The following is a 22744-nucleotide window of genomic DNA, read 5'->3' on the forward strand; positions in this document are numbered from 1 at the left end:
CATGGCAAAGAAACAAACCCGCCTGCTGCTGAAGGAAATACCCATTCTGCCCAGCATGTTCAAGCTGGACATAGTTGTGTGCACCAGCCTTGAAACCGTTGCCGCATTTTGCCACAAAAGGTATGGCGAAACAGAAAGGTGGTATATGGAGAACTTCCACCTCGATTCCTGCTGCACCTTAGACACAACCGTTGCATCAGAACTGAAAGGAGCCTTACGCACAGTGGTTGTATTAAAGCAGAAGAAGGTGCACATCGTGGCGCATGAGTTGATACATGCCCTTTTGGCACTTAGCGGATAGTATTGGCTATGAGATGACCAGTGGCACGCAGGAATGGCAGGCGGTTACGTATGAGTATTTGCTGAAGGAGGCTATGAAAAATGATTATGCGCAAGTGAGTTCATAAGGCTAAACTTAACTGTGCATTTTGCTCAAATTCTGCCACTGCCTGTAGAACACCGTTTGCCGCCTCATACATCTCTTCTTCCAATAGATCCTGCGCCACCTGCTTCATAATAGCTGTGCTTTTACCTTCCTGCAGAAAATTCAATGCCGTGCGGCGGAACATTCTTGAGCGCTCCCTAATTGATAGCGCATCAATGCCCTCAAATTGGCTGTAGACAGAAGCGGTCATAGTTGTTTCTTAACACTGTGGGTTTACCTTTTTATGTTTTCAGAATCTATGGGCGCCAGATAACGTGCAACCATGTTGTTGTTGCCTTCTACTTTGAAAACTCTGACAGGATAAGTGTACCACGTGCCGCTATTATCTACGCAGTTTCCTATTAATTGCCCGTCCGGTGGTAGCTTTTGAAGTTCCTCAATCAAGTCTTTGACAGTAGGCGCGTATATTGGGCAACTCATTGCTTCTTTTCTCCTTCTGCAAATACTGTAGTATAAGCGGGCTCCCGCGCATCGCCTTTGTAATGCGAGATGCTCAGGTATACTGTATTCAGCTCCAGACTATACTTTTCAGCAATCAACTCCTTGAGGTCTTCCTCGCTGAACTCTATTTTGATTTTCTCTTTCGGCATGGCTTTATAGTTTTCTGTTTATTACTTAATCTTTTTACAATCTGCATGATAGCGGTCAATCACCTTTTCTATATCAGCGTCCGGACTGACAAAGACTCTAGTGCCATTGAAGCTGAACCGGATATTCATATCCAGCTGTATCGCTTTCAACTTAGCCAGTATAACGACCTCGCGTAGCAACATGCCGATTTTAACTTCTACTGTTAGGGTAAAGGTGCACATCATCGCTTCACCTCCTCCATTCTCATACTTTCAAGTAGCTTTTTTTCCTGCTGCCTGCGCTCCACTTCTTTCTGGATTGCCAGGTTGTAGAACTTCTGCTTATTCAGCCTTCCGGCATCTTCTTCAGTCTTTATGAAGTAGTAGCTTTCTTCATCCAGGTATAGCGAATCCTTTACTGTTTTAGCCATGTTTTTACATCGTTTTTATTGTACTAATATACGGTAAAAGCACCGTAAATACCGTAAATGCGGTGCAAAATATTACACTATTTGCATATTTGCAAACATAGGACGTACTTTTAAATAAATCTTTCCGTAAACTTACACATCCAACCATTATGCCAGCAGAAAGGGCTAAAGTATTGGCTGCAATTGAGACAAAGCTCAAGGGCAAGTCACTCAGCAAGAACTTTAAGGATAGCATCGCTTCCAAATGGGCTGAAAAGATTGACACTGACGAAAACATTGATGCTTATATCGATGACCGGGAGGACATTCTACTAGAGGCAAGTTCGGAAGCAGACCGCAGGGCGACAGAGGCGGCGAACAAGGCAAAAGGTGAGCAGAAAAAAGACGAGGGCACCCCGCCAACGGATTCACCACCTGCGAAACCTAATCAGGAGCCTGACAGTGAAATTGCCAAGCTAACGCAACTGGTAACCACTCTGGCAGGAACTGTAAACGCCATGCAGCAGGAAAAGCAGGCACAATCCATTACAGAACGCTTTAAGAAAGACGGACGCCTGAAAGGTGTACCTGAATTTATGTTCAAAGGCAGGATACCCAGCAAGGACGAGGATTTCGAGACAGCCGTAACCGAGCTGGCAACCGACTATACCGAATTCGCCAAGCAAAACAAATTAGCAGCTTTCGGCAACGATGCGCCGCCGCAAGGCCAAACCAAGAATCAAAACGAGGTTTCAGGCGACATGAAAGCGTATCTGGCCAGTAAAAAGCCTGCACAAGAAACAGCTAAATAAATCTAAAGAGCAACATTATGTTAGGAGTTAAAAGAGAAGGCGGTTCATTCCAGCCACTCGTTTGGGAGAACGTGGTAGATACGCTCCCTGGCGGATTGATTCTCGACCTGACAGGCTACACACCTGTCAACGGTGTCGTGCCTGCCGGAACAATGGTAGGCAAAGACCCTGCTACAGGTTTAGGCAAGATTGTAGGTGATCCAGCCGTTGTTGGTGCCCCAACGCCAATCGGCTACACTATCCGTGACACCCCGGCAGAAGAAGGCAACACGCTGGTAAACGGTGTGGGCATTTCCGGCACTATCCGCGAAGCTGCACTACCTACCGGGCAGGGCACACTGGCTGCCAGGGTTGCAGCACTGCCACGCATCACACATGTTTAATTTTTAATGGCGCAAGATAATGGCAGTTAATGTAAATGAAATAATTGAGGATTTCCGTTTAGCGGATGCGCAGGCATTCCTGGATGCATACCCTTTCAGCGACCTACGCTACGCCAATGTATTCCCTGAGCAGTTCCGCACGGACCTGTCCTGGAAATCCATTGAGGCGTCTACCGGCGCGACCGTTGCCGCCGCCGTTGTGGCCTTTAATTCGCGGGCGCCCCGTTTCGGACGACCTACGCCGGGCAAAGCTTCCGGCGATATGCCTAAAATTGAGGGTGGCCGCGACAAAACAGAAACGGACTTTAACGAGTACCGAGCCCTGATGAATGCACTGCAAAGCGTCAACAACGCGGCGGCCCGGGGCAACGTGCTGCAGCAGGTGATCGACTGGCGCTATGATGATCAGGTGTTTGCCGTGAATGCAGTGCGTGCCCGTTTGGAATGGATGAGCAAGCGCATTGCCTCCACTGGTGGCTATGAGCTGACAGTGGTAAACAACGAGCAGGGCGTGCAAACCACTACCAAAGTAGATTTCGGTATTCCCGCTGCCCAAGTGGTAGATGCTGCCACGCCGTGGGATACGGAAGGAGCCGATCCGATTGCCGACATTCGCACCCGTACTAAAGCGGCCCGCGACAAAGGCAGACGACTGGCTTACATGTTCATGGCGCAAGAGACGTTTGAGGCGCTTGTTGCCTTTACCAGTGTACAGAAGTTCGCCGCTACCTACGTAGCAAACGCTTTAGGTCTGGAGGCTGTGCCGACGTTGCAGGCCATGAACAGCGCGTTCTTCGCCCAGGGATTGCCGCAGATTGTCGTATGGGATTCGTCCGTATCCATTGAGGGTAAAGACGGCAGCCAAACAACTGTTTCCGGCTGGCGTCAGGGCAACATCGTCTTTTCTGAAACGCCGGTATTGGGCAGCACACAGTACACGCTGTCAGCTGATGAGTATGTGCAGGCAGGCGTGGCGCAGAAAACCAAGTCCGGCATTGTGCTGGTAAAAACTTGGGGCATTGAAGATCCTATTACGGTTGTTACTAAAGGCACCGCTTATGCTACGCCGGTACTCAATAACAGCAAGAACATCCACATCCTGCGCACCCTTCCAGCCGCGCCAGAGGATGACGCTGTAGCAGTTGGTTAAATTCTAAAAGTACCTAACAATGACAAAAGCTAAAGAAGATAAGGCAAAGACTAAAGTAGCCGATGCTGAATACGACTACGTGGTTATGGAGGGTAAGCAATTCAGGGATATATACGATGTTCAGAAGGGCGTAACAGCGCCTAAGATATACAACGCCGGCGATAATGTGAGCGACTTCGAGCAAGACCGCTTAACAGACCTGGTTAACCGCAAGCTGGTAGAGCGCAGAGTTAAGGCGTAATGACGAACCTCGAAGCAGTTAAAAGCACCGTTGGCGCCAATTATCCTTTGGATGCTTCTGTATACATAAAGGCAATGATTGATGCCGGCATAGCGCCTGAAGGCGTGTACTCGAAAGAGAACGCCAAAGCTGTAGATGTGTGCGCCGCTGCTTTGATTCTCGTGCTCCTCGCTTCTCCTGACCTGCGTGAAGGCTCCTACCAGGTAACGCTGGCAGACCGAACCAACCTGATGAATGTCCGAAAGGCCCTGCTTAGTAAGTATGGCTTGCAAACAGGCACCGGGCCGGTTATTTCCGGCGCTGCAACTTATCTCTGGTAATGGCCTACGAACGCTATCCGCACACGCTGGTATTCAGCAAGGCAGGTACCGAAAGCACGCTGGATGGAAACGGATTTATTGTAGCCGGTGCACCCGGTGAAACGGTAACGGAGCCCTGCCGGTTTGATGATGCCAATGGCGTTGGCAACAGCACCGTTACCGGCGTGGATAACGAAACTTACCGACAGGCGGGCACTATCTACCTGCCGATGTCATCGCTGAATATTCCGGAGCGGGGCATGCAGGTAGAGGTGGTTGATATGTTCAAGGGCCGCGTAGCGAGCACCTACCGGGGCCAGCTGCACACAAGCATCAAAGTATACTGATAATGGCTGTAACCATCAAAGCGGATTTCAACATGGCAGCTATCCAAAAGGAGATAGAGCAGGCCGTACAGAAATATAAGCAGGAAGTGATACAGGCGTACCGGGATGCTGCTACGGTGTGGATGGAGCGCGCCAGGGAGAAAACGAAGGTACAGGGCAGTTTTGGCAACATCACTTTCAATCTCCGCTCAAGTATCGGTTTTCTGCTATTGGATAACGGCAGAGAGGTGGCAATAGAATTTGAAACAGTAGGCCCCGGAGACGCCGGCGCAGCAAAAGGCATGGAATACGCCCGCCAGCTGGCCGGCAGCTATACAGACGGTATAGCGCTTATCTGTGTGGCCGGTGAAGATTACGCGGCAGCTGTGGAAAGCAAAGGGTACGATGTTATCACAGGCTCCAGCCTTTACATAGAGCAGGACTTAGCGGATTTACTCGAAGGATGAAGAGCGGCTTACAAATGGTGGCGGACGTGGCCATGTTGCTGAAGGTGCCGGAAATCACCGGTATAATCAGCGGCAGCATCTGGCAGCACCAGCGGCCGGCCAACAGCAGAAACGAGGACGTGGTAATCAACTCCCTGGCACTTACCAACCAGCAGCTGCAGCAAGGCGTAGTGAACGTCAACATTCATGTGCCGAACCTAAAGCTGAACCTCGACGGTGCCACCGACAACACCATGCCGGATTTAGCCCGCATGTACGAAATTGAGCAGGCGATTTACCCTATTCTGGAAGCCTGTTGGAAAGATTCTTTCCATACCGACATTGACGAACCCGGCCAGCCTTACCAGGATGGCGCTAATTGGTACCTGAACATCAGAGTGAACTATTATTCATTACAGGAAAATTATCAAAATCTATAATTATGGCAATTACTCCAATAAGCGGCATTGAGCGATTAGACTTTGCCCCGGCATATAAAAATATAGCCGATGCCCCGCTAGACGCTGCCTGGCGTCGCGTGGAAAACATAAATAACGGCACTGTCTCCTTAACGCAGAATGAAGACAGCGTGAACCAGATCATCCCTGAAGATAAAGACGTGGCGGAGGTTACGCTCTCTACTCCGGGCGAGGCTGACACGTTTAATTTTTCCACTCTGGACTTTACGCAGGAGAACTTTGCAGACCTGTTCAATGTGGCATTCGATGCAGCAACCAGTACCACAACATTTAAAGCGCAACGCAAAGTCGCTAACCTGGCTATCCGGATGACTACGCGCCCGGTGAATGGTATTAAGTACATCATCACGTTCCCCAACACGGACGCACGCTCCAGGGTAGAAAATCCATTCACGAAGGATGGGCTGGTGCAGATTTCGGCCACGGCGACCATCCTTTCATTCATCGACGCTGATGGTGAGGAAGCCACCCGCACGATGCAAATGGTGAAGGCTGACGGCACCGTTATAGACAGCACCCCGGCAGTTCCGGCAGGGTAAGGATAAGTTTGTTTTCATAGCTCCTGTTAAAGCCCTTCCTTTTAGCTAGGGCTTTACTTTTCCAAATTAAAACAACCTATGCAAGAAGAGGAAATCATAAAAGGAGTAGCGGAGACTATCACCGAAAAGCCAAAGCTGACGGTAACCATAGACGTAAAGCGCCGCACCTGGCTGGACAGGCTATTGCGGCGCCCGAAAGCACGGGTATTCGTCGTGAAGCCTACAACCGTGGCTACTATGCTGATCATCAGCGGCCATGCGGGACTGATGGACAGCGGGCTTCTGCAGGCGGCTTTGCAGTCAGAGAAGAACAGGATACCGGCGATGCTGGCAGCGATTCACGCCAACTTAAAGGATGTGATTTTCGGGGTGGCCACCATTATCCAGAACAACGGAGAAGAACCCGCCGCCAAACTGCTGCAGTGGCTTTCAAAGAACACCGACGCACTGGACCTGGCAGAAATTATAGTGCCTGTGTTGGGGTCGACCTACATGCAGGTTTTTTTGAATTCTATCGTCTTGGTGAAAGGTACCGAAAGCATCCTGAAGCCAAAAACGAGCCCAGGCGAACAAGGGGAGATGATAGCCCCTGGAGAATAATCGGAAGTTACAGGAAGTACTTTGGCGAAACCCGCGAAGCTGTTATGGCCATGAGCTGGGAAAACTTTGTAGCTGACCTGGCCTCCATCCCGGTGTATGAAACGGAAGAGGAGAAAGAGAAAGTCAATGCGCCCGTGGATGCGGCGGAGCTATTCAAGATGTGATTAACAACCATGGCGGTAAAGGTAAGCGGCAACAGGAGGCTTAATAACCTCTGGGGATGGCAACTACCTCATTTTTATAAACATCAATGTCAAAGGTATCAGTATAGGCTCGAATGCTACCGTTCTGCGCCCGCGCTTTGAATTTATGAATGACGCTGCCAGATAGTTTTAAAATTGTGCCATCTGTATCTGCTATGAAAAATGCTGTATCAATGTCGCTGTAAGAAACCGGTGAGTAATCTTCCACCTGTGTTGCTTGATAGAAGGCGCCAATTTGGGTTTTCACATTTTCCATAACATCGGGTAGCGTATTGGATCCGGAAGAGCAGGCACACAAGCATGACAAAGTAACGAAGAGCAGTTGTTTCATAAAATTAGATTTAGCAGGTAAAGTATAAAAGACAAACATAGGGAAAATGGCTTCAAGAACTACTGGGAGCACAGGGATACAGGGCATCATCGGTACGTTTGATATTCCTGATTTAAAGGCACTAATATGTTTCTACAATAGGAATAGTCAAATCTTGCTCATGCCTGTAATCCTCACCCTCATCCTGAAGTATCACCTTTTTATAACCCATTTTTTGCCATGCTTTATACGACCCATTAGTTTGAAATTTTCTATCCCAAACATCATCAAACAAAAGATATGACAAGATTAAAATATCACTGCTATCACCTTCAACATCAACTTTAACATCCATGCCATCATCAAGGAAAGCGTTCCGAAGTTCATGTTGATGCCATAACCTGGTTCCTGAATTTGGCTTGTTTTGCTCCTTTGGTTGGCAGGATAATAAAACGAACATCATAAGCACAACGGCTAGGGTTGTCGGAAGTTTATTCATGATAAGCATCATTAGGTAAGCGGGAATATTTACAGCAAAAGAGGGCATAATGTTTTTTTGGTTTGAAAGCCTGAATCAATAATCAATATCTAAAAAGCGCACGCAATGGCAGTTAAAGTAAGTGGGAACCGTGGTCTTCATTTTATTGGGACGTGGGACGTCTCAGAAATTGAGGCCAACTCGAAGAAGGTGTTAGCTCTTATAGGTAATGTAAAGAAAGCTGTAAACGCTGTAGGTTCCAATAGCGGACAGGATGATTCTTACCAGAAAGGGCAGGTTGCTATTCAAAATGCGCTTGCCGATAGCCGTATTGCATTGCAGCGATTGAAAGAAGAACAGCAGGCACAGCGCACCGAGCAGGAAAAAACGAAAGCTTCAGCACAGGAATATAAAAAAGAACTGTTACGCCTAAAAGTCGAGGAACAGGCGCTGAATAACCAATACAAAGCGGGCCGCGTCGCCTTGGTGGAGTATAACCTTGAGCAAAAACGACTGGCACAGGCTCAAAAAGAAGCGGCAAAACAGCAGCAGGCCGCTACACAAGCCATAAAAGACAGCGCAAGAGCCAGCAAAAGCCAGGAACAGGAAATACAGCGGACTATTAGCGGGTTAGAGCAGGAAGCTATCCTGTTTCAAAAGCTTCAAAGGGAGGCCGCTATTTATAAGGCTGGCATTGCGGGCACAACCAATACCGAGCTGCAAGATAAATATAATAGAAAGCTTCAGGAGACCAGCCGTATTCTCCAACAGTTAACCCCGAAGTCCAACAGGAGCGTTATTACGCCCGGACTGAATACACCATCCCTTAAAAGCGATGTAGATGATCAGGTAAAGGCAATCGGCAGATTAGGCGAGGGGTGGAAAGCCAGTGCCAAAGAGCAGGTAGGGGCCATAGAGCGGGTTAAGCAGCAATTAAAATCCCTTCAGGAGCAGGCTTCCAAAGCACCGGCAGCGGCCTTGCCAAACCTCAATAAAGAAATTGAGGCAACTAAAAACGAGCTTAAAAGGCTTAACGCTATTGGCACAAAAGCCTTTGATGATACAAACAATGCAGGAAAGAAAGTTGAGGGAACACTCAACAGATTAAAACGTGCTGCTGAGCTTTACAAACAAGCCTCTGCCGGCACTGAAAATATTGAGCTACGGACAAAATACAATCAGAAGCTTCAGGATACAGAAGAGCGCATCCGTCAGGTATCAAACCAGGGCAAAGCTGGCTTTGATGCAATGGGTAATAAGATTAAGGATAATACCAGCCTTTTAGGCAAGTTTGGGGGGCAGATAACAAGCATTGCAGGAGCATTAGGTATAGCGTTCGGGATTCAACAATTGGTGCAATGGGGCAAGGAGCTTTTTAACCTTACCGTAAAGGCATCGGGCATAGAAAGAGCTTTTACCAGTATTGGTGATTCTTCATACTTGGAAAAGCTGAGAGAAGAAACCAAGGGATTTGTAGGAGATTTGGAGTTAGAACAGTTGGCTGTTAAAGCAAAAAACCTGAATGTTCCGCTTGATCAACTTGGAACATATCTGTCCTTTGCTTCACAGCGCGCTAAAGACACCGGAGAAAGTGTTGATACGCTCGTTTCTAAAATAATCGAGGGCCTTGGCAAAGAATCTCCCAGAATTATAGATGATTTGGGCATCTCGCAAAAGGAACTGAATGCAGAGATACAGAAAACCGGCAGTTTCTCCACAGCTGTTTCAAATATCATAAAGCGTGATATGTCAGAAGCTGGTACAGCGGTCGACACGCTAGCTGACAAAACAAACAGGATCTCTGTAGGCTTCTCCAATGCCATCAAAAGTATAGGTAATTTCTTTGTAGAGGCATTTAGTCCCGATTTGGCCGATAGCGATAAAATCGGGCAATTAACGGCTAAGTCCCTGGCTCATTTCTCCGACTTTAATAAAAAATCAGGGGCAGAGCAAAAGAAACTGATTAACGACCAATTACGGCTTGTCGCAACCCTTTCTGAAAGCTATAAAAAAGTAATGAAGGAACGAGAGGGCATGTTCTCTGGAAGAAGCCAACTTGTTATCAATGACGACCGACGAGCATTTGGTGAACGACTGGCGGCAGCTCAGAATGTCCTGAAGACCCTCAAACAACAAAATACAGCCTACGAGACACAGCAGCGATTAGCACGTGGAATAGCCTCTATCAATGAATTACAGGAGAAGCAATCAAAATTGCAGGATAAAGCCTATGCCGAAATTGATCCGGCAATGCGCGATGCTCTTTTGAAACAGGCAGAGGAAGTTCAAAAGAAAATCGACAAAATATTAGGCAAAACAGACAAATCAGTACGGAAAGCAGCAGAGGATGCGGCTGATATTGCTAAACAATCACTTCGTGAAAGATTATCGCTTTTAGAAAAGCTAAGCCAGGTAGCGGATAAATATTCAAGGAAATCCAAAACACAGAACGAAGAAGCCCTTCAGGCAGTACGGGACGAATTTGGGACTTTAGCTGATGATATAGCCGCCTTTAACAAGGATCCGAAAAACACGATCAAGATTGATGCTTCAAAACTTGACCCTATCCGCAAGCAGGCTATAGCAGACTTGACATACAGGCAATCAACTGAACAGGTCAAAATCCAGCTTTCAGAGGAACAGAAACTTTATGAAGATTATGAAAATTTTAAAATAACTTTTGGCACAGACAAAGCCAAAGAGCGCTATGCTAAAGTGCTGGATATCTCCAAAACATACCAGCAACGCCTTGAGGAAGAGCTTTCCAAAGTACGCGCCATTCCAGTTGATGAGCTGACGGGGCCACAGCAGGAGCGTTACATTCAGCTGCTGGAGATGGAGAAAGTAGCAAAAACTGAGCAGCAGAAGAATTATGATGACCTGTTAAAAGACCTGCAAAGTTATGAAGAAAAGCGCCTCCTGCTAACGCAAAACTATCAGGCAAAGCGCAAGCAGCTCGAAGGCAACACCAGTGCCATCGGTGAACTGGATAAAAACTACCAGGAAGACCTGAACGCCCTGGATGATGCACATGCTGAAACATTGCAAGCCTTCAAAACCCTTTTCGCAGGCATAGAAGATTTGAGCGACAAAGCGGCCCGTCAAGTGGTGGCGGATGCCAAACGCCAACTGGATGCGCTACGGGCCGCCGGACGCATCAGCGAGGCGGAGTACCAGAAGATTAAGAAAACGCTTGACAGCACGAGCCAGGCCATTGACGCACGGCTGCCGCAAAAGCTCCAGGATTTATCCGGAGAGCTAAGGAGCATGGCCAGTGCTGTAGGGTTGGTAAACGAAGGTTTCGGCAACGTGCTCAATTCCGTCTCCAATGTCATACAAGGTGTGGCCCAAATCAAGGACAGCCTCAACGCCATCAAGCAGGCGCAGGCCAACGGAGGCTTGGACTTGTTCAGCGGCCTTTCTGCCGGCATGGGCATTGCCGGCGGCGTGTTTGCGGCCATCGGCGTCGTGAAAGGCATTGCCGATGCCATGAACGCCAAAGATGAAGCCAGGGCAAAGCGGGCAGCAGAACAGCAGCAGTATGCCTTTGACATGCAGGTCAGGCAGAATGAGGCGATTATAACCCAATTAGACCGACAGCTGGCCATCATCAAGGACATGTACGGCACCCAGCGCATCGAGGAGTATAAGCAGGCCATTATCGATGCCAACCAGGAGTACCAGAAGTTGTATGATGGCCTTAAGAAGCCAAATAACGACCCCAAAAACAGGGATGTAGGGCTGATGCAGCTTACAGGCATCAACAAAGAACTGGACGAAACCATTGCTAAATACAATGCAGGCCAAACAAGCTTATATGACTTGATAAGAACTGCCGGCAAAGCAGGCCTGGAACTGAAGCCTCTAAATGAGCTTATCGACAAGTTAAATGATCCGAAACAGAGGGATAGCGCATTAGCAGACCTGCAGAAGCTTATGGACGAAGGGTTGATAGATGAGGCCACCGCCTCTACTATCAAGAGCATGTCGGAGATAAGCAGCAAGATAAAGGAAACGCTGAACGCCATCAATGCCGAGGTAACGGGCTTTACCCTGGATTCGCTGATTGATGATATCGTGGGGCTTTTCGCTGATGGTGGAGACCTGGCAGGGGATGCATTTAACAAAAGCTTTAATGAGCAGGTGCAAAAATCCCTTTTGCAGACATTCCAGCGCGATTATTTAGAAAAGCAACTGCAAGATTACTATACTTTATTTGCCGACCTCTCTGAATCAGGCGGCTCGCTGGATAAAAACGAGATAGCGGAACTGAGGAAAGAATATGAGCGCGTCCTGAAAGAAGCGCAGCAGAAATTTGCAGACATGGAAGCGGTTACCGGGGTTGATATGAACAATCCCTCTGGCAATGGCTCCAATCAGAATACCTTACCAGGCGCAATACGTGCCTCCCTTACCGAAGAAACCGGAGGCAAGCTTGCAGGCATCTATCAAGGCATCTTTGGCCTCAACAAACAGCAGTTGTCCGAACTACAGGGGATGGCTGGCAGCATAGCCGCGTGCTATGGTGTCGCGGTTCAAAGCGTCAACTACTTGGAGCGCATTGATTATAATACCCGCATGGGCTATGAGAGCGGGCACAGGATAGAGGGCCAACTTGTAAAGATGGGAGATTCACTAAATACGATTTCCAAAAACACTTCCGGCGGTACTGCTTCCGCCCGGGATTTAGGACTTGACGGATAGAAATGTACCTGGATATATACAGAAATAACGCCATTGTAGCTGCTATCCCTGTTTCGGAGAACAGCAACTATTCCTATCAGCTGATGGGAGAGCACAAGGTTGCCTGCGAGAGCATCGTGGTTACCGACGTGCTCGATATCCAGCTGGGCGACTATATCCTCTACAAAGGCCAGAAATATTATATCAACACCGCTCCCGGCTGCACCAAGTTCAGCAACTTCAGCTACGAGTACAGCCTCACATTCGAGCATGTATCTTACCGCCTGTTCGACAAAAAGCTGATGCAGAACGGCGAGTTCGTGACCGATTTTTTCGGTTATCCCAAACTGTACCTGCAGCTCATCGTGGACAACATGAACCAGATAGATACCGGCTGGCGGGTTGGCAATGTAGCGGAGGCAGACGAAAAGCACATTGCTTTTGAGGAGGGCGCCAGCTGCCGGGCCGCACTCACCACGGTGGCAGAGGAGTTCGGGCTGGAGTATTATTTTGAAGGCAAGACGGTGCACCTGGTGAAGTATGCCGGCGCTATCACCAGCCACGTATTTTCACAGGGCAAAGGCAACGGCCTCTATACTTTCCAGCTGCAGCGCCGAGATGATGCCAACCTCGTAACCCGGGTGTACGGCCGTGGCGGTACCAGGAATATCCCCGCGGATTACCGGCTGAATGATGCCGGCATACCGGCTACCCGCATCCGCATTCCTTCGGACTATGTAGAGCAGAATGTTGAGTTGTACGGCATCAAGGAGGGCAGCTATATCAATGAGGAGATTTTTCCGAACCGCACCGCGACGCTGACCGGCGTGGGAGGCATTGGCACCAACGTTTTCTATATTACGGATGCCACACTGGAATTCAATATCAACGATCATCTCCTGGAAGGCCTGGATGCCAAAGTTGCTTTCAAATCAGGAGACCTTGCCGGTTACGAGTTCACCATCAGCAAGTACGACGACAGCAGCAAGACACTTACGCTCAACATCGACAAGAACCAACCGGATTTTGCTATTCCGAATGCGACGTTTGTGCCCAAAGCTGGCGATAAGTATACTTTGGTGGATATTGATATGCCACAAGAATATGTGGCGGTTGCCGAGACGGAGTTACAGGCCAAAACGGAGGAATACGCTGCCGAAAACAGCAGGCCGAAGCTGGCCTTTAGCCTCACCCTGGATGAGCAGTACGTGCGCAGCCAGGGTGTACGGCTGGTGCCCGGTGACCGGGTGCGGGTAGCAGAGCCAAAGCTGGGCGTAGATGCCATGATTCGCACCACATCGGTAAGCTGGCCCTTGCTGCATGAGGACAGGATAAGCGCCACTATTGCCGATTATATTACCTACACCAGGCAGCAGCGGCTGGTAGCGGAAACGATAGAGAACCGGAAAGAAACTATCATTCAGGAGCGAATCAACGCGGAACGGGCACGGCGCACGGCAAGAGAATTACGGCAGCTGCGCGGCCTCATCCGGGACCCGGACGACTACTTCGACATTACAGGAATTCGGCCGGGCACGATAGAAACGCTCTATCTGGCAGTAGGGGCCAAGTCGCAGAACTTCGGCCTCAACAACGTGCTGATACAGGCAAACTACAGGGGCAACCCCAACAGTGTGCACATATCTTCTGGCCAGCTCGTGCATTACGAGGTGGAGATTGAAGGATTAGGCTATGTCTGGCAGATGCCGGAGCGCCAGTTCACCGGGCTTGACCCGGCTAAGGCCTATTACATCGCAGCCAAAGTAGAGCGCACCGCCTTGCGCGGCGTGTGGAGCCTGACAGAAGATTTCAAGGCAGCAGAGCAGGAGCCGGGCGTGTGGTATTTCAACTTGGGCGTGCTGTACCCGGCAAAAGACGGTTACCGCAACTATGACCTGACAAAGGGCATGACCACCATTGTAGGGGACACCATCACTACGGGCAAACTACAAAGCATTGACAAAATCAACTTCTTCAACCTCACCAACGGCACCTTTAACCTGGGCAATGGCGAAAGGGGCATAGACTGGGGCATCACCAACGAGGGGCAGTTGACGATTCGAGGGGCCGTGATGGCGGATAAGGTAGAGGTGGGCTCGGAGGGTGTCGTGAATGCTTTCATATCCGGACTGACGGACAACGGGCCGCTGTCGGTACGCTTTTCAGCCGGCGCCAGCGGAGAATTCCGGGTGCTGGACAATGGCGATGTGTATATGCGCCGAGCCGAAATTCAGGACGGGTGCAAAGTAGGCTCCTTCACGATTGAGGGTGGCGGCATGTCGAACAGCGACGGCAACGGCTCTATTTATATTGGCGAGGCCTCCAGGGATACAGAGATACGTATCGGCGTGAACATATTCCCTTACCTGGCAGACACCACTGGTACGGCTTATTTCTCCAACGGCAAATCCAATCCTGGAGGCACCAATTATGGAATATTGGCAGCGGCAAGAGGCGGCAAGAACAATATTGCGGCACGGTTCAATGGTGGCCTTCAGGTGACAGGAGGACTGTATTACCAGCCGCAAAGGATTACGACAGGCGGCAGATATACCCTTGGCAGGGATGCAAGCCACGTGGTATGGGCGGCTTCTGCTGACGGCAGCCTATTGTTGCCCAAAGACCCCTTGCCCGGGCACAGGATTACCTTTTACAAGTATAACACCGGCCCGACTGTAGGCATAGTAGGCAATGGCCGCACCATCGTATTTGGCGGCCAGGGGCAGCCTGCTTTCCTGTCGGGTGTGTGGCATGAGCTGTACTTTGATGGCACTAACTGGAACATGAAGTAATGGGAGCGTACGCGATAAACGGAAAAGACCTGATGGCCACCTTCGGCATTTTTGTGCGTGAGGGCGGCAGCGATGGCTTTCTGCAGTTGCCTAAGCCGAAAGCTTTCTACCAGTATGACTGGAAAGACAAAAGCGGGGTGGAGACAGATCCGACAGAGCCGGTCGTGTTCGAGCCGCGGAGCGTGGCCGTGCCCTTTACCATTGCGGCAGATACCGAAGCAGCATTTTGGGCTGGCTATACTGGCTTTATCGCGGAGCTCACTAAGCCAGGCCTGCAGGCATTGTACATCGAACAGGCAAACCGCATCTTCCGGGTGAAGATGGAAAACAGCAGCGCTTTTACCAGGCTCAGCCCTATCAAAAACCCGGTACAGAAGATTGTGGCCAACTTCACCATTACCTTTTTAGAGCCGGAGCCAAACCTGTTCACAGAGCCGGCAGCAGCGCCAGGGGAAACACCGGCCGATATGCTTTTTTACAGCTGGGGTTATTCCGGAAATCCGGTGTACGAAACGGATTACAGTACGCTCACTTACCAGTTCGGGGCCAACAGGGACAGGTCGGCGCCGGTGCTGGATTTTACACAGGCGGCCAACTACAAGTACCTGTACGTGGCCACGCCGATGGAGGCCCCGGTATTCACGGTGTGGGGGAATGCACCAAAAAATTACGGCAAGTTCCCGGATCAGCTTTTCTATGCGCCGGTAACATTGGCAGAGAGGAGAATTTACATATCACGCAGCCCTGTGCTGCTGGATAAGGACAACAGTAGCTTAAGCTTAGGATAATGGCAATATACAACCCACAAGACCACATCGTTCAGAACAAGGGCACGGCAGTTGTCGGAAAGCCTGTGGATGCGCGTTCGTGGTGGAGCGACGGCATCGGCCTGCGCCCTTTTGCCTCTGAAGCGGAGGTGCTGGGCTACTTTGATACACCCGCTTCCAGGGAGGGCAATTTCCTCATCTATATCGGTGCTGATGCTTATACTTTCAAGGGCGGCACGGCAGATGAGAACCTTGTACCTTTCGGGGATGGTGCTGTAGACCAGGAGCCTGTTGAAGGTGGCGGCAATGCCATTGCCTCGGGCTACGTGTACGACCTGAACGAGCGCTTCAAGCTGCTATCACAAGGCGGCCTTACCTATGCGAATGGCGCGTTGTTCGCTAACGGGATTGAGGTAAGGCTCGACATGTCTTATTTTACTGGTGTCTGGGCCGCGGGCACCTACCAGAAAGGATGGCTCGTGATAAGCACGGACCATACCAAGCTATGGAGAGCCAAGCAAACGCATGCTTCAAGTGCTGCGCCGGTTGCCGGTGTTAACTGGGAGCTTATGCTGGAGGTGCCCAAAGTAGATACAGTGCCGGTGCAGGACAGCACAAATGCTATTTCGTCCGGGTACCTGTTCCAACTCCGGCAACAAGTGCCGGTGCTGTTGGATGGCCAGCTTCAGGACATAGACGGCAATCCTATTACACTTACCGGCCAGTATGATACGAAGCCTGTTCAAAACAGCACCAAGGCGGTGCAGTCTAAGTATTTCTTTGAGCAGGAGAAGCTGTACCCGCGCTATAATGCAGCAACAAATGTTTTTACGGACTGGCAGGGGAATAAAATATTCGGAGTAGATAGCCTGCCCGTGCTGAACAGTCTCTATCCCATCGCTTCAGGCTATTTGTATGCGCAGCAGCAGAAGTACCTCTATTATATAAATGGAAAGGTGCAGGATGCGGCCGGCAATCCAATTACTGTAGGCGGCGGTGTGCAGTACGTAGACGGGCAGCTGGTTACGCCTGATGGTAGCGAGATTTTGCTTTCGCTGGATTTATTCCCGGAAGTAATCCGAGGATACAGCTATAAAGTGGGGGATTATTTCAGGGAGGGGGATACTGTTTACAGGGTGCTGACCGCCTTTACCTCTCCGGCTGAGACTTATAACAGCCCAACTCAATTGGCATTATCAAAAGGCTGGTTAGAGCTTTTTTTTGAGTCTACAAAGACACGTCTTTCAGGAAGTGTTGTTGCTGGATATACCGGTTACCAATCCTCTATACTTGCCGGGCACGCTAGCGAAAAAGTTCTTGTACCTGGTCCCGGCGCTACAGAGCTTAATTACGTTTCCTACTATCCTGTAATCGTTGGCAGGACTTTCACTGCTTATGCAGAGCTGAAGACGCTTGACTTTTCTATCAGCTTCGTAAGCGGGGCCGGTTGGACTACCTGGGTTGGCGATTGGACACTTCCATCCGGTCTGGTAGTTGGCGATACTGTAGCCTACGAGTTCAAATGTTTTAGCTACAACACTTTTACACTTGTAAGAAAGTATATTGTTGGCCGCAGCGCCAGTACGGGTACATCAGTTAATACGCCCGGCACCACCGTCGAGCGCGACAGTACAGGCAGCTTTGCAGGGCAGGATATTACCGCCGAACGGGTTATTACTGAAGAATTAGAAGCAGATAATGCGACTGTAAACAACACGCTTTATGCCGGGGCTGTTGAAGCCGGCAGTGTCTCCATAACAGCGCCTGTTGTTGATCCAAAAGACGCTACCACGAAAGAATTTGTGGAGGGGCTTAATAGCTCTACCGTTACGCAGTTGCGCGATGGTGTAACTGCTGACGGTGACACGCTCAACAAGCAGAACCTGCGGCTAAAGGCGATAGAAGCAATAATCGGCGACGCTACGCCTGATGCAGATACCGTCGTTAACAAGCTTAATGAAGCGCTGGAGATACTGCAAAATTATCCAGAGGGCACGAACCTGCTTGGACTGATTGCGGGCAAGGCGGATAAGGCGGATATATACAACGCCCTGGATGCTATTACACCGGGCAAAATGCTGGATGCTACGCAGGGTAAGGTGTTAATGGATGCCATCAACACGCTTGCTGCCGAACTGGATGCCTCGAAATGGACAGAAGCAAAAACGCTTGCCACCAAGCTGACTGGCTATGTTAAGGCTGCTGCTTCTTCTGCTCTTGCCACTACCACCGGCTTTTTACAGGCCCTCGGTATTCTGGAGTATAGACTGGACAATCTGGATGTGGGTAAAGCTACGACAGGTACTTTACCTGATGCACGGCTGAGCAGTAATGTTCCGCTGAAGAATGCCCAGAATACTTTTACGCAACAGCAGACATTTAATCAAGTAACCTTTAAAGAACCTTCAGTAGAGACAAAAACTGCTTACGGCATAACCAGTTTGGGAAGTGGCAATATCTTGCCATTAATATTAGATACTTATTCTGATGCAGCGCAGTTTGCGCCTGTTATAAAGGTTGAATACTTAGACCAAGCTACACAACAATGGACGCCTTGGGTTGGTGGTGAAACTCCAATAAGCAGATTGCTTGATGGGCAGCCATTAACAGCCACCTCTGTAACCACCGAGAAGAGACATTGGAGGTTTGTAATCAAGCTTCAGGCTTATCATGGTGGTGGTTTATTCCAAATGTATCAAGAGTATGGCGTAGGCGGTCCATTTGCCTATACTATGAAGGTGGAACACTGCGCAACCTCAGATTTTGCTAGTGGTGTAACAGAGGTATTCAATGAAGCTGTTAGTGCAGGGAGTTATTTTTTTAACAAAGCTATTACTGCGTTTACGCCTAATACTTATTATAGAATTGACATTGATGTTAGTTCAACAACAGTAGATAGTAATTGGAGATGGTTTAAGTTACTAACCTCTCGCGTATCGTATGGGACTTATTCAGGCCTCCCTTTTGGATGGGATTATACTAAAAAAGTCACCTTTGAGGCAATTAATTCCAAGACCATACAGGAAAACGGTGTAGCGCTGGCTGATAAGTACGCTGGCAAAGATGCTATTAACCTTTACACACAGAAGCAGTTTGTAAGGAGATCACTAGCAACTGATAGCGCGTTTGCAGTAGAAGTTTTTGGAGATGCACAGAGCAGGTCTATAATTTTTGCGGATGGACTAATTGAATGGGGGAATGGAGATAGTGTCAGGGATGTCAATCTGTTTCGGGCTGCATCAGGGCTGTTACAGACTAATGGAGCCATTAATGCAGTAGGAGGCTTCAGAGAGAATGGCGTTCCATTATCAACTAAGTATATACTCAAGGAAGCAGTTGATACACAGTATTTCTTAATAGCCCCTGCAGCTTCGCTAACAGCTCCAATGACAAAAGTAGTAAACGGTCAAGCTATAAGCATGCAAGATCGGAAGCTACTTACACCTTTTGAATCGGGTTCCATCGTTGAGCCTACACTCAATTTTGAAGAAATTACGAACGGCAAAAATGCACTGTGGCTGTTTAAAAACCGGAGCGGCGGCACAAGGCCAATCCACCTGCCAACGGGCGTCGCTATAACGATGGACCTGAAAGGCTCCGCTATCCTTCCTGAGTTCGACAAAGCAACCAGGATTATAAATCTGCCTGATCAGAAGAACGCAAAGTTGTATGTCTCTAACGATGGAGAAAACTACGACATCATACTTACAATAACAGGACTTATATGAGAGAAGGAGAAGCCGTAACCGCAGCAAGTAACATGCTGTCAAAAAGGGAGCGAGAAACTGCTTACCTGAACACGTTTCCCAACACTACTACATCTACGCAGCCGTTCAGCTCTGTCGGCGCAAAAGTATATTATAGTAGTGGAACCACAACCGAGTACACCGCAACAGGAACTGCTTACGGGATAAAGGCTAGTCCCGGAACGTCCGAATCAATTCCCGTTAACGCGGGATACGTGGAGGGAACTGATACCACCATCGGCTTTATGATGACAGGCGGGATCAGCAGGCGGAAAGAAGTTTTGGTATTTGACAATCCGTCTGTGTTCGATTTATCAGTTACCCGGGAGTTGGAGGCGCAGTTTAAGGTAGGGCACATTCGATCTGGCGTAGAACACCGCCTGCTAATAAGCGTCGGGGGTCTGCTGTATATTTCAGTTGTAAACTTCATAAATCAGATTGCAGTAAGCTCGTCCGATTCAGTTTTCCCAACCACATCAGAAACTGCCGTTTTCAAAGTTGACACAAAGCAGACCTGGTATCCTGTTTCACTTAACGTAGGCACCGGGGATATTGCTGTTACCTTTACGCCTGTGTATACATTGCCTGCTGATGCGATTATATCGGTTTTAGGCTTTTACGTGTTTTCTGACCTAACCAGCAACAAGTTCAGGTATGATAGTTTTAAGGTAGATGTGTTGCCTTACGTGCCCGAGGCTGCGCCCGACCTGACGCCGGTGGCGCTTATGCTTGATCCGGTTATCAACAACACCGCCACGACAGCAGAGGTAACTTATACCGCCCGCCTGCTTTCACCTGCCCCTGCCGATACCCAAATAAAGTTTATTCTTACCAACGCTCCAGAGGCTGAAATTATAGCAACTATACTGAAAGGAGAAACACAAGTGTCATTTAGTGTCATATTCCAGAAACTTGCCTCTGCGTTTGAGGCGATGTGCAAAGTGCTAGGCGTTCCTTACACAGTCAACGTTGGTACCGCAAAGACTGCTACTGTGGCCATCCCGCAAACATCTACTATTCCGCCGCCGCCAGCGCCGACAAACATCAGGATAGACACGACAGCAGGAACAATGGACTTTGATTACATTGCAGGAATTCTGGATTTTAGCCTATATGAGTACAACATAGCTGGCGGACCCTATATAACCCTTACTGAGAAGCCGATTACTTTCGACTATGACACTGATGTTGCGGCAAATAGCGTATTGCTGCGCTCTAAGGCCACAGATACCCGCCTGCCATCTGCTACAGCTACTAACCCGGTTGCGATACCTGCCAGAACAGTCACGGGTATCATTATCCCTGAAACAATAGAAGAAATACCGGAGGGCTCTTTGGAGTCGTTTTCAACACAAATTACTTATTCAAGAGGGGAGGCAGAAGTTATTACTTCCGAATCGGTTTTCAACATTGTTTCCAAACCTGCAGCAACAGTAGCGACTTTTAACGGCAATGTGCTCGCAATTGACAACAATGCCACGTCCGGCGATGGTGGGCAACTGGTCATACGTGCAGACTTTGGCACCTTTTGGACAACAAAACAATTAACAGTTATAGATTCTACTGTGCCAATGGCGACAATGGAAGTAGTGGGTGCTTATCTGATTGACGCTGATAATGAGAAGCGATTAAGGGAAATTCAGGAGGGCGACACGATCAACCTGGCAGAGCTTTCGACCAGAAACCTAAACATAGAGTTTGTTACCAATCCGGCGAAGGTAGGCAGCCTGAAAATACAAGCGACATCACTGGGCAAGAATGTAACTGAATCGGGTGCGCCTTATGCATTATTCGGAGACATAAAAGGTGACTATAACGTAGGAACAGTGCCTACAGGCGCACACGTTATTACGCTGACACCATATTCTTTATCTGGTAGTACAGGTACTGCCGGCACTTCTAAAACAATAAATTTTAGTGTTACGGATGTTCCTGTCACGCAGCCGAGCAGCCTAAAATTCATGCTGCCTGAAGCATACCTAAGAACACAATGGGCTACGACAGGCCTGCCAGAATGGGTGGCGGATAACAAGATACCTACATTTGTTTACGTGCCTAACGTAATGTCACCATCCAGTCCCTGGATAATCGAAGAAAGTACAGATCCGAACGATTTCACAAAAGGCTTTACAATTAGGGAGGATCGGATTGAAGCATGGTTTAAGGGCGATAACGGCAAGCGTTTACCCCTTTCCACCTCAACTGGGTATTGCCTGCTCGATCTGGAAGATACTTCACTGTATAAGTATATTACATTGCTGCGGGATAATGCACGGGGAACGCTAAAATTTAACTTTGCGCGGGACAGATTCAAGGCTGTAATGGAAGCGGTAAGGAGACTTCGCCCAAATGCGAAATTCGGGTGGTACGACATTCCGCGAAGGGTATACAGCCAGAACCAGATGAATGCGCATAATGGCACTACGCACGACAAATTTGATGAAATAATCGGAGCCGGGCACTTCACCACAACCAGCTGTTATCCCTTCCTGTCTGACGCGCAGAAGTATGCAGGGTTCAACCTGGATTACCTACGCCTGAACATGCGCGAGTTGCTCAAATACAAGGAAAGGCTGGGCGTAGAAGTAGGCGTGTACATGAATGAACGCTATCATCGCGATAATACCATAGCCAACGGCTACGGCTATGATCCGGGCATCTATGCGGCCACAGGCTTGAAAGTTAGCTATCGGTACCTGTGGCCACACTACGAATATTTCGAGGCGGCTTTTAACGAAATGGCGACCTACAAAAGTCCTGATAATGGGCTTTCAATAGACCTTTCGATGTGGTGGAGTTACAGCGATACCAACAGCAGGAAATCACGCTATTGGGGAGAGGGAGCCCATCTGCATGTGCCTAAAGCATCAGATTTTACAGATCCGAACAACACAGATACGCTGCCTGACAAGGTGCTGTTATCTCAAGCAGAGCACGATTCTCAATACTTTGAGCTTATTACGCGTTCGTTTGGTGCAACTGGTGTAAGCTATCTATAGTCAACAAACCATTCCGGCAGGCTACGGTTTGCCGGAATGCTAATTGAGGAAAACTAAGGCCATAAGC

22 protein-coding genes are annotated in these 22744 nt (G+C 49.0%); 16 read left to right on the forward strand and 6 right to left on the reverse strand.

Going from position 1 to position 22744, the window contains the following annotated elements:
- Position 1 precedes the first annotated feature (1 nt).
- The gene (locus I2I11_RS04130) at positions 2–301 is read left to right on the forward strand and encodes a hypothetical protein (protein ID WP_196266363.1); all 300 of its coding nucleotides are present in this window, start codon (positions 2–4) and stop codon (positions 299–301) included.
- 100 nt (positions 302–401) lie between these two features.
- Here I2I11_RS04130 and I2I11_RS04135 read toward each other — a convergent pair whose 3' ends face one another.
- The 4 genes from I2I11_RS04135 to I2I11_RS04150 all read right to left on the reverse strand — a co-directional run bounded on the left by I2I11_RS04135 (position 402) and on the right by I2I11_RS04150 (position 1445).
- Positions 402–635 carry a hypothetical protein gene (locus I2I11_RS04135; protein ID WP_196266364.1) on the reverse strand — a complete coding sequence of 78 codons (234 nt, stop codon included), beginning with the start codon at positions 633–635 and terminating at the stop codon, positions 402–404.
- Positions 636–861: 226 nt separating this feature from the next.
- The gene (locus tag I2I11_RS04140) at positions 862–1035 is read right to left on the reverse strand and encodes a hypothetical protein (protein WP_196266365.1); all 174 of its coding nucleotides are present in this window, start codon (positions 1033–1035) and stop codon (positions 862–864) included.
- Between the two features lie 21 nt (positions 1036–1056).
- Entirely contained in the window at positions 1057–1260 is a 204-nt protein-coding gene (locus tag I2I11_RS04145) for a hypothetical protein (RefSeq protein WP_196266366.1), read from the reverse strand.
- Positions 1257–1445: a hypothetical protein gene (locus I2I11_RS04150; protein WP_196266367.1), complete on the reverse strand. Its 189-nt coding sequence runs from the start codon at positions 1443–1445 to the stop codon at positions 1257–1259. The genes I2I11_RS04145 and I2I11_RS04150 overlap by 4 nt, the downstream gene beginning before the upstream one ends.
- A gap of 149 nt (positions 1446–1594) precedes the next feature.
- Between I2I11_RS04150 and I2I11_RS04155 the strand changes: the two genes are divergently transcribed.
- The 10 genes from I2I11_RS04155 to I2I11_RS04200 all read left to right on the forward strand — a co-directional run bounded on the left by I2I11_RS04155 (position 1595) and on the right by I2I11_RS04200 (position 6699).
- The gene (locus I2I11_RS04155) at positions 1595–2236 is read left to right on the forward strand and encodes a hypothetical protein (RefSeq protein WP_196266368.1); all 642 of its coding nucleotides are present in this window, start codon (positions 1595–1597) and stop codon (positions 2234–2236) included.
- Positions 2237–2253: 17 nt separating this feature from the next.
- On the forward strand, positions 2254–2619 hold the full coding sequence (locus tag I2I11_RS04160) for a hypothetical protein (RefSeq protein ID WP_196266369.1): 366 nt from the start codon (positions 2254–2256) through the stop codon (positions 2617–2619).
- A gap of 19 nt (positions 2620–2638) precedes the next feature.
- Positions 2639–3769: a major capsid protein gene (locus I2I11_RS04165; RefSeq protein ID WP_196266370.1), complete on the forward strand. Its 1131-nt coding sequence runs from the start codon at positions 2639–2641 to the stop codon at positions 3767–3769.
- 19 nt (positions 3770–3788) lie between these two features.
- Positions 3789–4010, forward strand: coding sequence for a hypothetical protein (locus I2I11_RS04170; protein WP_196266371.1), 222 nt, complete (start codon positions 3789–3791; stop codon positions 4008–4010).
- Positions 4010–4330 (forward strand): DUF6706 family protein, encoded by a 321-nt coding sequence (locus I2I11_RS04175; protein WP_196266372.1) that lies wholly within the window; start codon positions 4010–4012, stop codon positions 4328–4330. Before I2I11_RS04170 ends, I2I11_RS04175 begins: the two co-directional genes overlap by 1 nt.
- The gene (locus I2I11_RS04180) at positions 4330–4656 is read left to right on the forward strand and encodes a hypothetical protein (protein ID WP_196266373.1); all 327 of its coding nucleotides are present in this window, start codon (positions 4330–4332) and stop codon (positions 4654–4656) included. Before I2I11_RS04175 ends, I2I11_RS04180 begins: the two co-directional genes overlap by 1 nt.
- 2 nt (positions 4657–4658) lie before the next feature.
- Positions 4659–5102 (forward strand): hypothetical protein, encoded by a 444-nt coding sequence (locus I2I11_RS04185; protein ID WP_196266374.1) that lies wholly within the window; start codon positions 4659–4661, stop codon positions 5100–5102.
- On the forward strand, positions 5099–5521 hold the full coding sequence (locus tag I2I11_RS04190; RefSeq protein WP_196266375.1) for a hypothetical protein: 423 nt from the start codon (positions 5099–5101) through the stop codon (positions 5519–5521). The genes I2I11_RS04185 and I2I11_RS04190 overlap by 4 nt, the downstream gene beginning before the upstream one ends.
- Before the next feature lie 2 nt (positions 5522–5523).
- A complete protein-coding gene (locus I2I11_RS04195; RefSeq protein ID WP_196266376.1) occupies positions 5524–6099 on the forward strand; it encodes a hypothetical protein in 576 nt (191 codons plus the stop codon).
- A gap of 78 nt (positions 6100–6177) precedes the next feature.
- Positions 6178–6699: a hypothetical protein gene (locus I2I11_RS04200; protein WP_196266377.1), complete on the forward strand. Its 522-nt coding sequence runs from the start codon at positions 6178–6180 to the stop codon at positions 6697–6699.
- Between the two features lie 204 nt (positions 6700–6903).
- Here I2I11_RS04200 and I2I11_RS04205 read toward each other — a convergent pair whose 3' ends face one another.
- Positions 6904–7233 carry a hypothetical protein gene (locus I2I11_RS04205; protein WP_196266378.1) on the reverse strand — a complete coding sequence of 110 codons (330 nt, stop codon included), beginning with the start codon at positions 7231–7233 and terminating at the stop codon, positions 6904–6906.
- A 121-nt stretch (positions 7234–7354) separates the two neighbouring features.
- Complete coding sequence (locus I2I11_RS04210; RefSeq protein ID WP_196266379.1) at positions 7355–7759, reverse strand: hypothetical protein; 405 nt, start codon at positions 7757–7759, stop codon at positions 7355–7357.
- Between the two features lie 57 nt (positions 7760–7816).
- On the opposite strand from I2I11_RS04210, the gene I2I11_RS04215 reads away from it, so the two are divergent.
- The 5 genes from I2I11_RS04215 to I2I11_RS04235 are packed head-to-tail and all read left to right on the forward strand — an operon-like array spanning position 7817 to position 22677.
- Positions 7817–12394, forward strand: a complete 4578-nt coding sequence (locus I2I11_RS04215) for a hypothetical protein (RefSeq protein WP_196266380.1) — start codon at positions 7817–7819, stop codon at positions 12392–12394.
- Positions 12395–12396: 2 nt separating this feature from the next.
- Positions 12397–15165 carry a phage tail protein gene (locus I2I11_RS04220; RefSeq protein ID WP_196266381.1) on the forward strand — a complete coding sequence of 923 codons (2769 nt, stop codon included), beginning with the start codon at positions 12397–12399 and terminating at the stop codon, positions 15163–15165.
- A complete protein-coding gene (locus I2I11_RS04225) occupies positions 15165–15953 on the forward strand; it encodes a hypothetical protein (protein WP_196266382.1) in 789 nt (262 codons plus the stop codon). Before I2I11_RS04220 ends, I2I11_RS04225 begins: the two co-directional genes overlap by 1 nt.
- Positions 15953–19660 carry a hypothetical protein gene (locus tag I2I11_RS04230; RefSeq protein WP_196266383.1) on the forward strand — a complete coding sequence of 1236 codons (3708 nt, stop codon included), beginning with the start codon at positions 15953–15955 and terminating at the stop codon, positions 19658–19660. Before I2I11_RS04225 ends, I2I11_RS04230 begins: the two co-directional genes overlap by 1 nt.
- Entirely contained in the window at positions 19657–22677 is a 3021-nt protein-coding gene (locus I2I11_RS04235; RefSeq protein ID WP_196266384.1) for a hypothetical protein, read from the forward strand. The genes I2I11_RS04230 and I2I11_RS04235 overlap by 4 nt, the downstream gene beginning before the upstream one ends.
- Positions 22678–22744 lie beyond the last annotated feature (67 nt).

Source organism: Pontibacter rufus, assembly GCF_015694705.1.
Lineage (GTDB): Bacteria > Bacteroidota > Bacteroidia > Cytophagales > Hymenobacteraceae > Pontibacter > Pontibacter rufus.

Excerpts from the sequence above, each read along its gene's own strand:
- I2I11_RS04130 (WP_196266363.1), top strand. The coding sequence starts at position 2 with ATGGCAAAGAAACAAACCCGCCTGCTGCTGAAGGAAATACCCATTCTG.
- I2I11_RS04135 (WP_196266364.1), bottom strand. The coding sequence starts at position 635 with ATGACCGCTTCTGTCTACAGCCAATTTGAGGGCATTGATGCGCTATCA.
- I2I11_RS04140 (WP_196266365.1), bottom strand. The coding sequence starts at position 1,035 with ATGCCGAAAGAGAAAATCAAAATAGAGTTCAGCGAGGAAGACCTCAAG.
- I2I11_RS04145 (WP_196266366.1), bottom strand. The coding sequence starts at position 1,260 with ATGATGTGCACCTTTACCCTAACAGTAGAAGTTAAAATCGGCATGTTG.
- I2I11_RS04150 (WP_196266367.1), bottom strand. The coding sequence starts at position 1,445 with ATGGCTAAAACAGTAAAGGATTCGCTATACCTGGATGAAGAAAGCTAC.
- I2I11_RS04155 (WP_196266368.1), top strand. The coding sequence starts at position 1,595 with ATGCCAGCAGAAAGGGCTAAAGTATTGGCTGCAATTGAGACAAAGCTC.
- I2I11_RS04160 (WP_196266369.1), top strand. The coding sequence starts at position 2,254 with ATGTTAGGAGTTAAAAGAGAAGGCGGTTCATTCCAGCCACTCGTTTGG.
- I2I11_RS04165 (WP_196266370.1), top strand. The coding sequence starts at position 2,639 with ATGGCAGTTAATGTAAATGAAATAATTGAGGATTTCCGTTTAGCGGAT.
- I2I11_RS04170 (WP_196266371.1), top strand. The coding sequence starts at position 3,789 with ATGACAAAAGCTAAAGAAGATAAGGCAAAGACTAAAGTAGCCGATGCT.
- I2I11_RS04175 (WP_196266372.1), top strand. The coding sequence starts at position 4,010 with ATGACGAACCTCGAAGCAGTTAAAAGCACCGTTGGCGCCAATTATCCT.
- I2I11_RS04180 (WP_196266373.1), top strand. The coding sequence starts at position 4,330 with ATGGCCTACGAACGCTATCCGCACACGCTGGTATTCAGCAAGGCAGGT.
- I2I11_RS04185 (WP_196266374.1), top strand. The coding sequence starts at position 4,659 with ATGGCTGTAACCATCAAAGCGGATTTCAACATGGCAGCTATCCAAAAG.
- I2I11_RS04190 (WP_196266375.1), top strand. The coding sequence starts at position 5,099 with ATGAAGAGCGGCTTACAAATGGTGGCGGACGTGGCCATGTTGCTGAAG.
- I2I11_RS04195 (WP_196266376.1), top strand. The coding sequence starts at position 5,524 with ATGGCAATTACTCCAATAAGCGGCATTGAGCGATTAGACTTTGCCCCG.
- I2I11_RS04200 (WP_196266377.1), top strand. The coding sequence starts at position 6,178 with ATGCAAGAAGAGGAAATCATAAAAGGAGTAGCGGAGACTATCACCGAA.
- I2I11_RS04205 (WP_196266378.1), bottom strand. The coding sequence starts at position 7,233 with ATGAAACAACTGCTCTTCGTTACTTTGTCATGCTTGTGTGCCTGCTCT.
- I2I11_RS04210 (WP_196266379.1), bottom strand. The coding sequence starts at position 7,759 with ATGCCCTCTTTTGCTGTAAATATTCCCGCTTACCTAATGATGCTTATC.
- I2I11_RS04215 (WP_196266380.1), top strand. The coding sequence starts at position 7,817 with ATGGCAGTTAAAGTAAGTGGGAACCGTGGTCTTCATTTTATTGGGACG.
- I2I11_RS04220 (WP_196266381.1), top strand. The coding sequence starts at position 12,397 with ATGTACCTGGATATATACAGAAATAACGCCATTGTAGCTGCTATCCCT.
- I2I11_RS04225 (WP_196266382.1), top strand. The coding sequence starts at position 15,165 with ATGGGAGCGTACGCGATAAACGGAAAAGACCTGATGGCCACCTTCGGC.
- I2I11_RS04230 (WP_196266383.1), top strand. The coding sequence starts at position 15,953 with ATGGCAATATACAACCCACAAGACCACATCGTTCAGAACAAGGGCACG.
- I2I11_RS04235 (WP_196266384.1), top strand. The coding sequence starts at position 19,657 with ATGAGAGAAGGAGAAGCCGTAACCGCAGCAAGTAACATGCTGTCAAAA.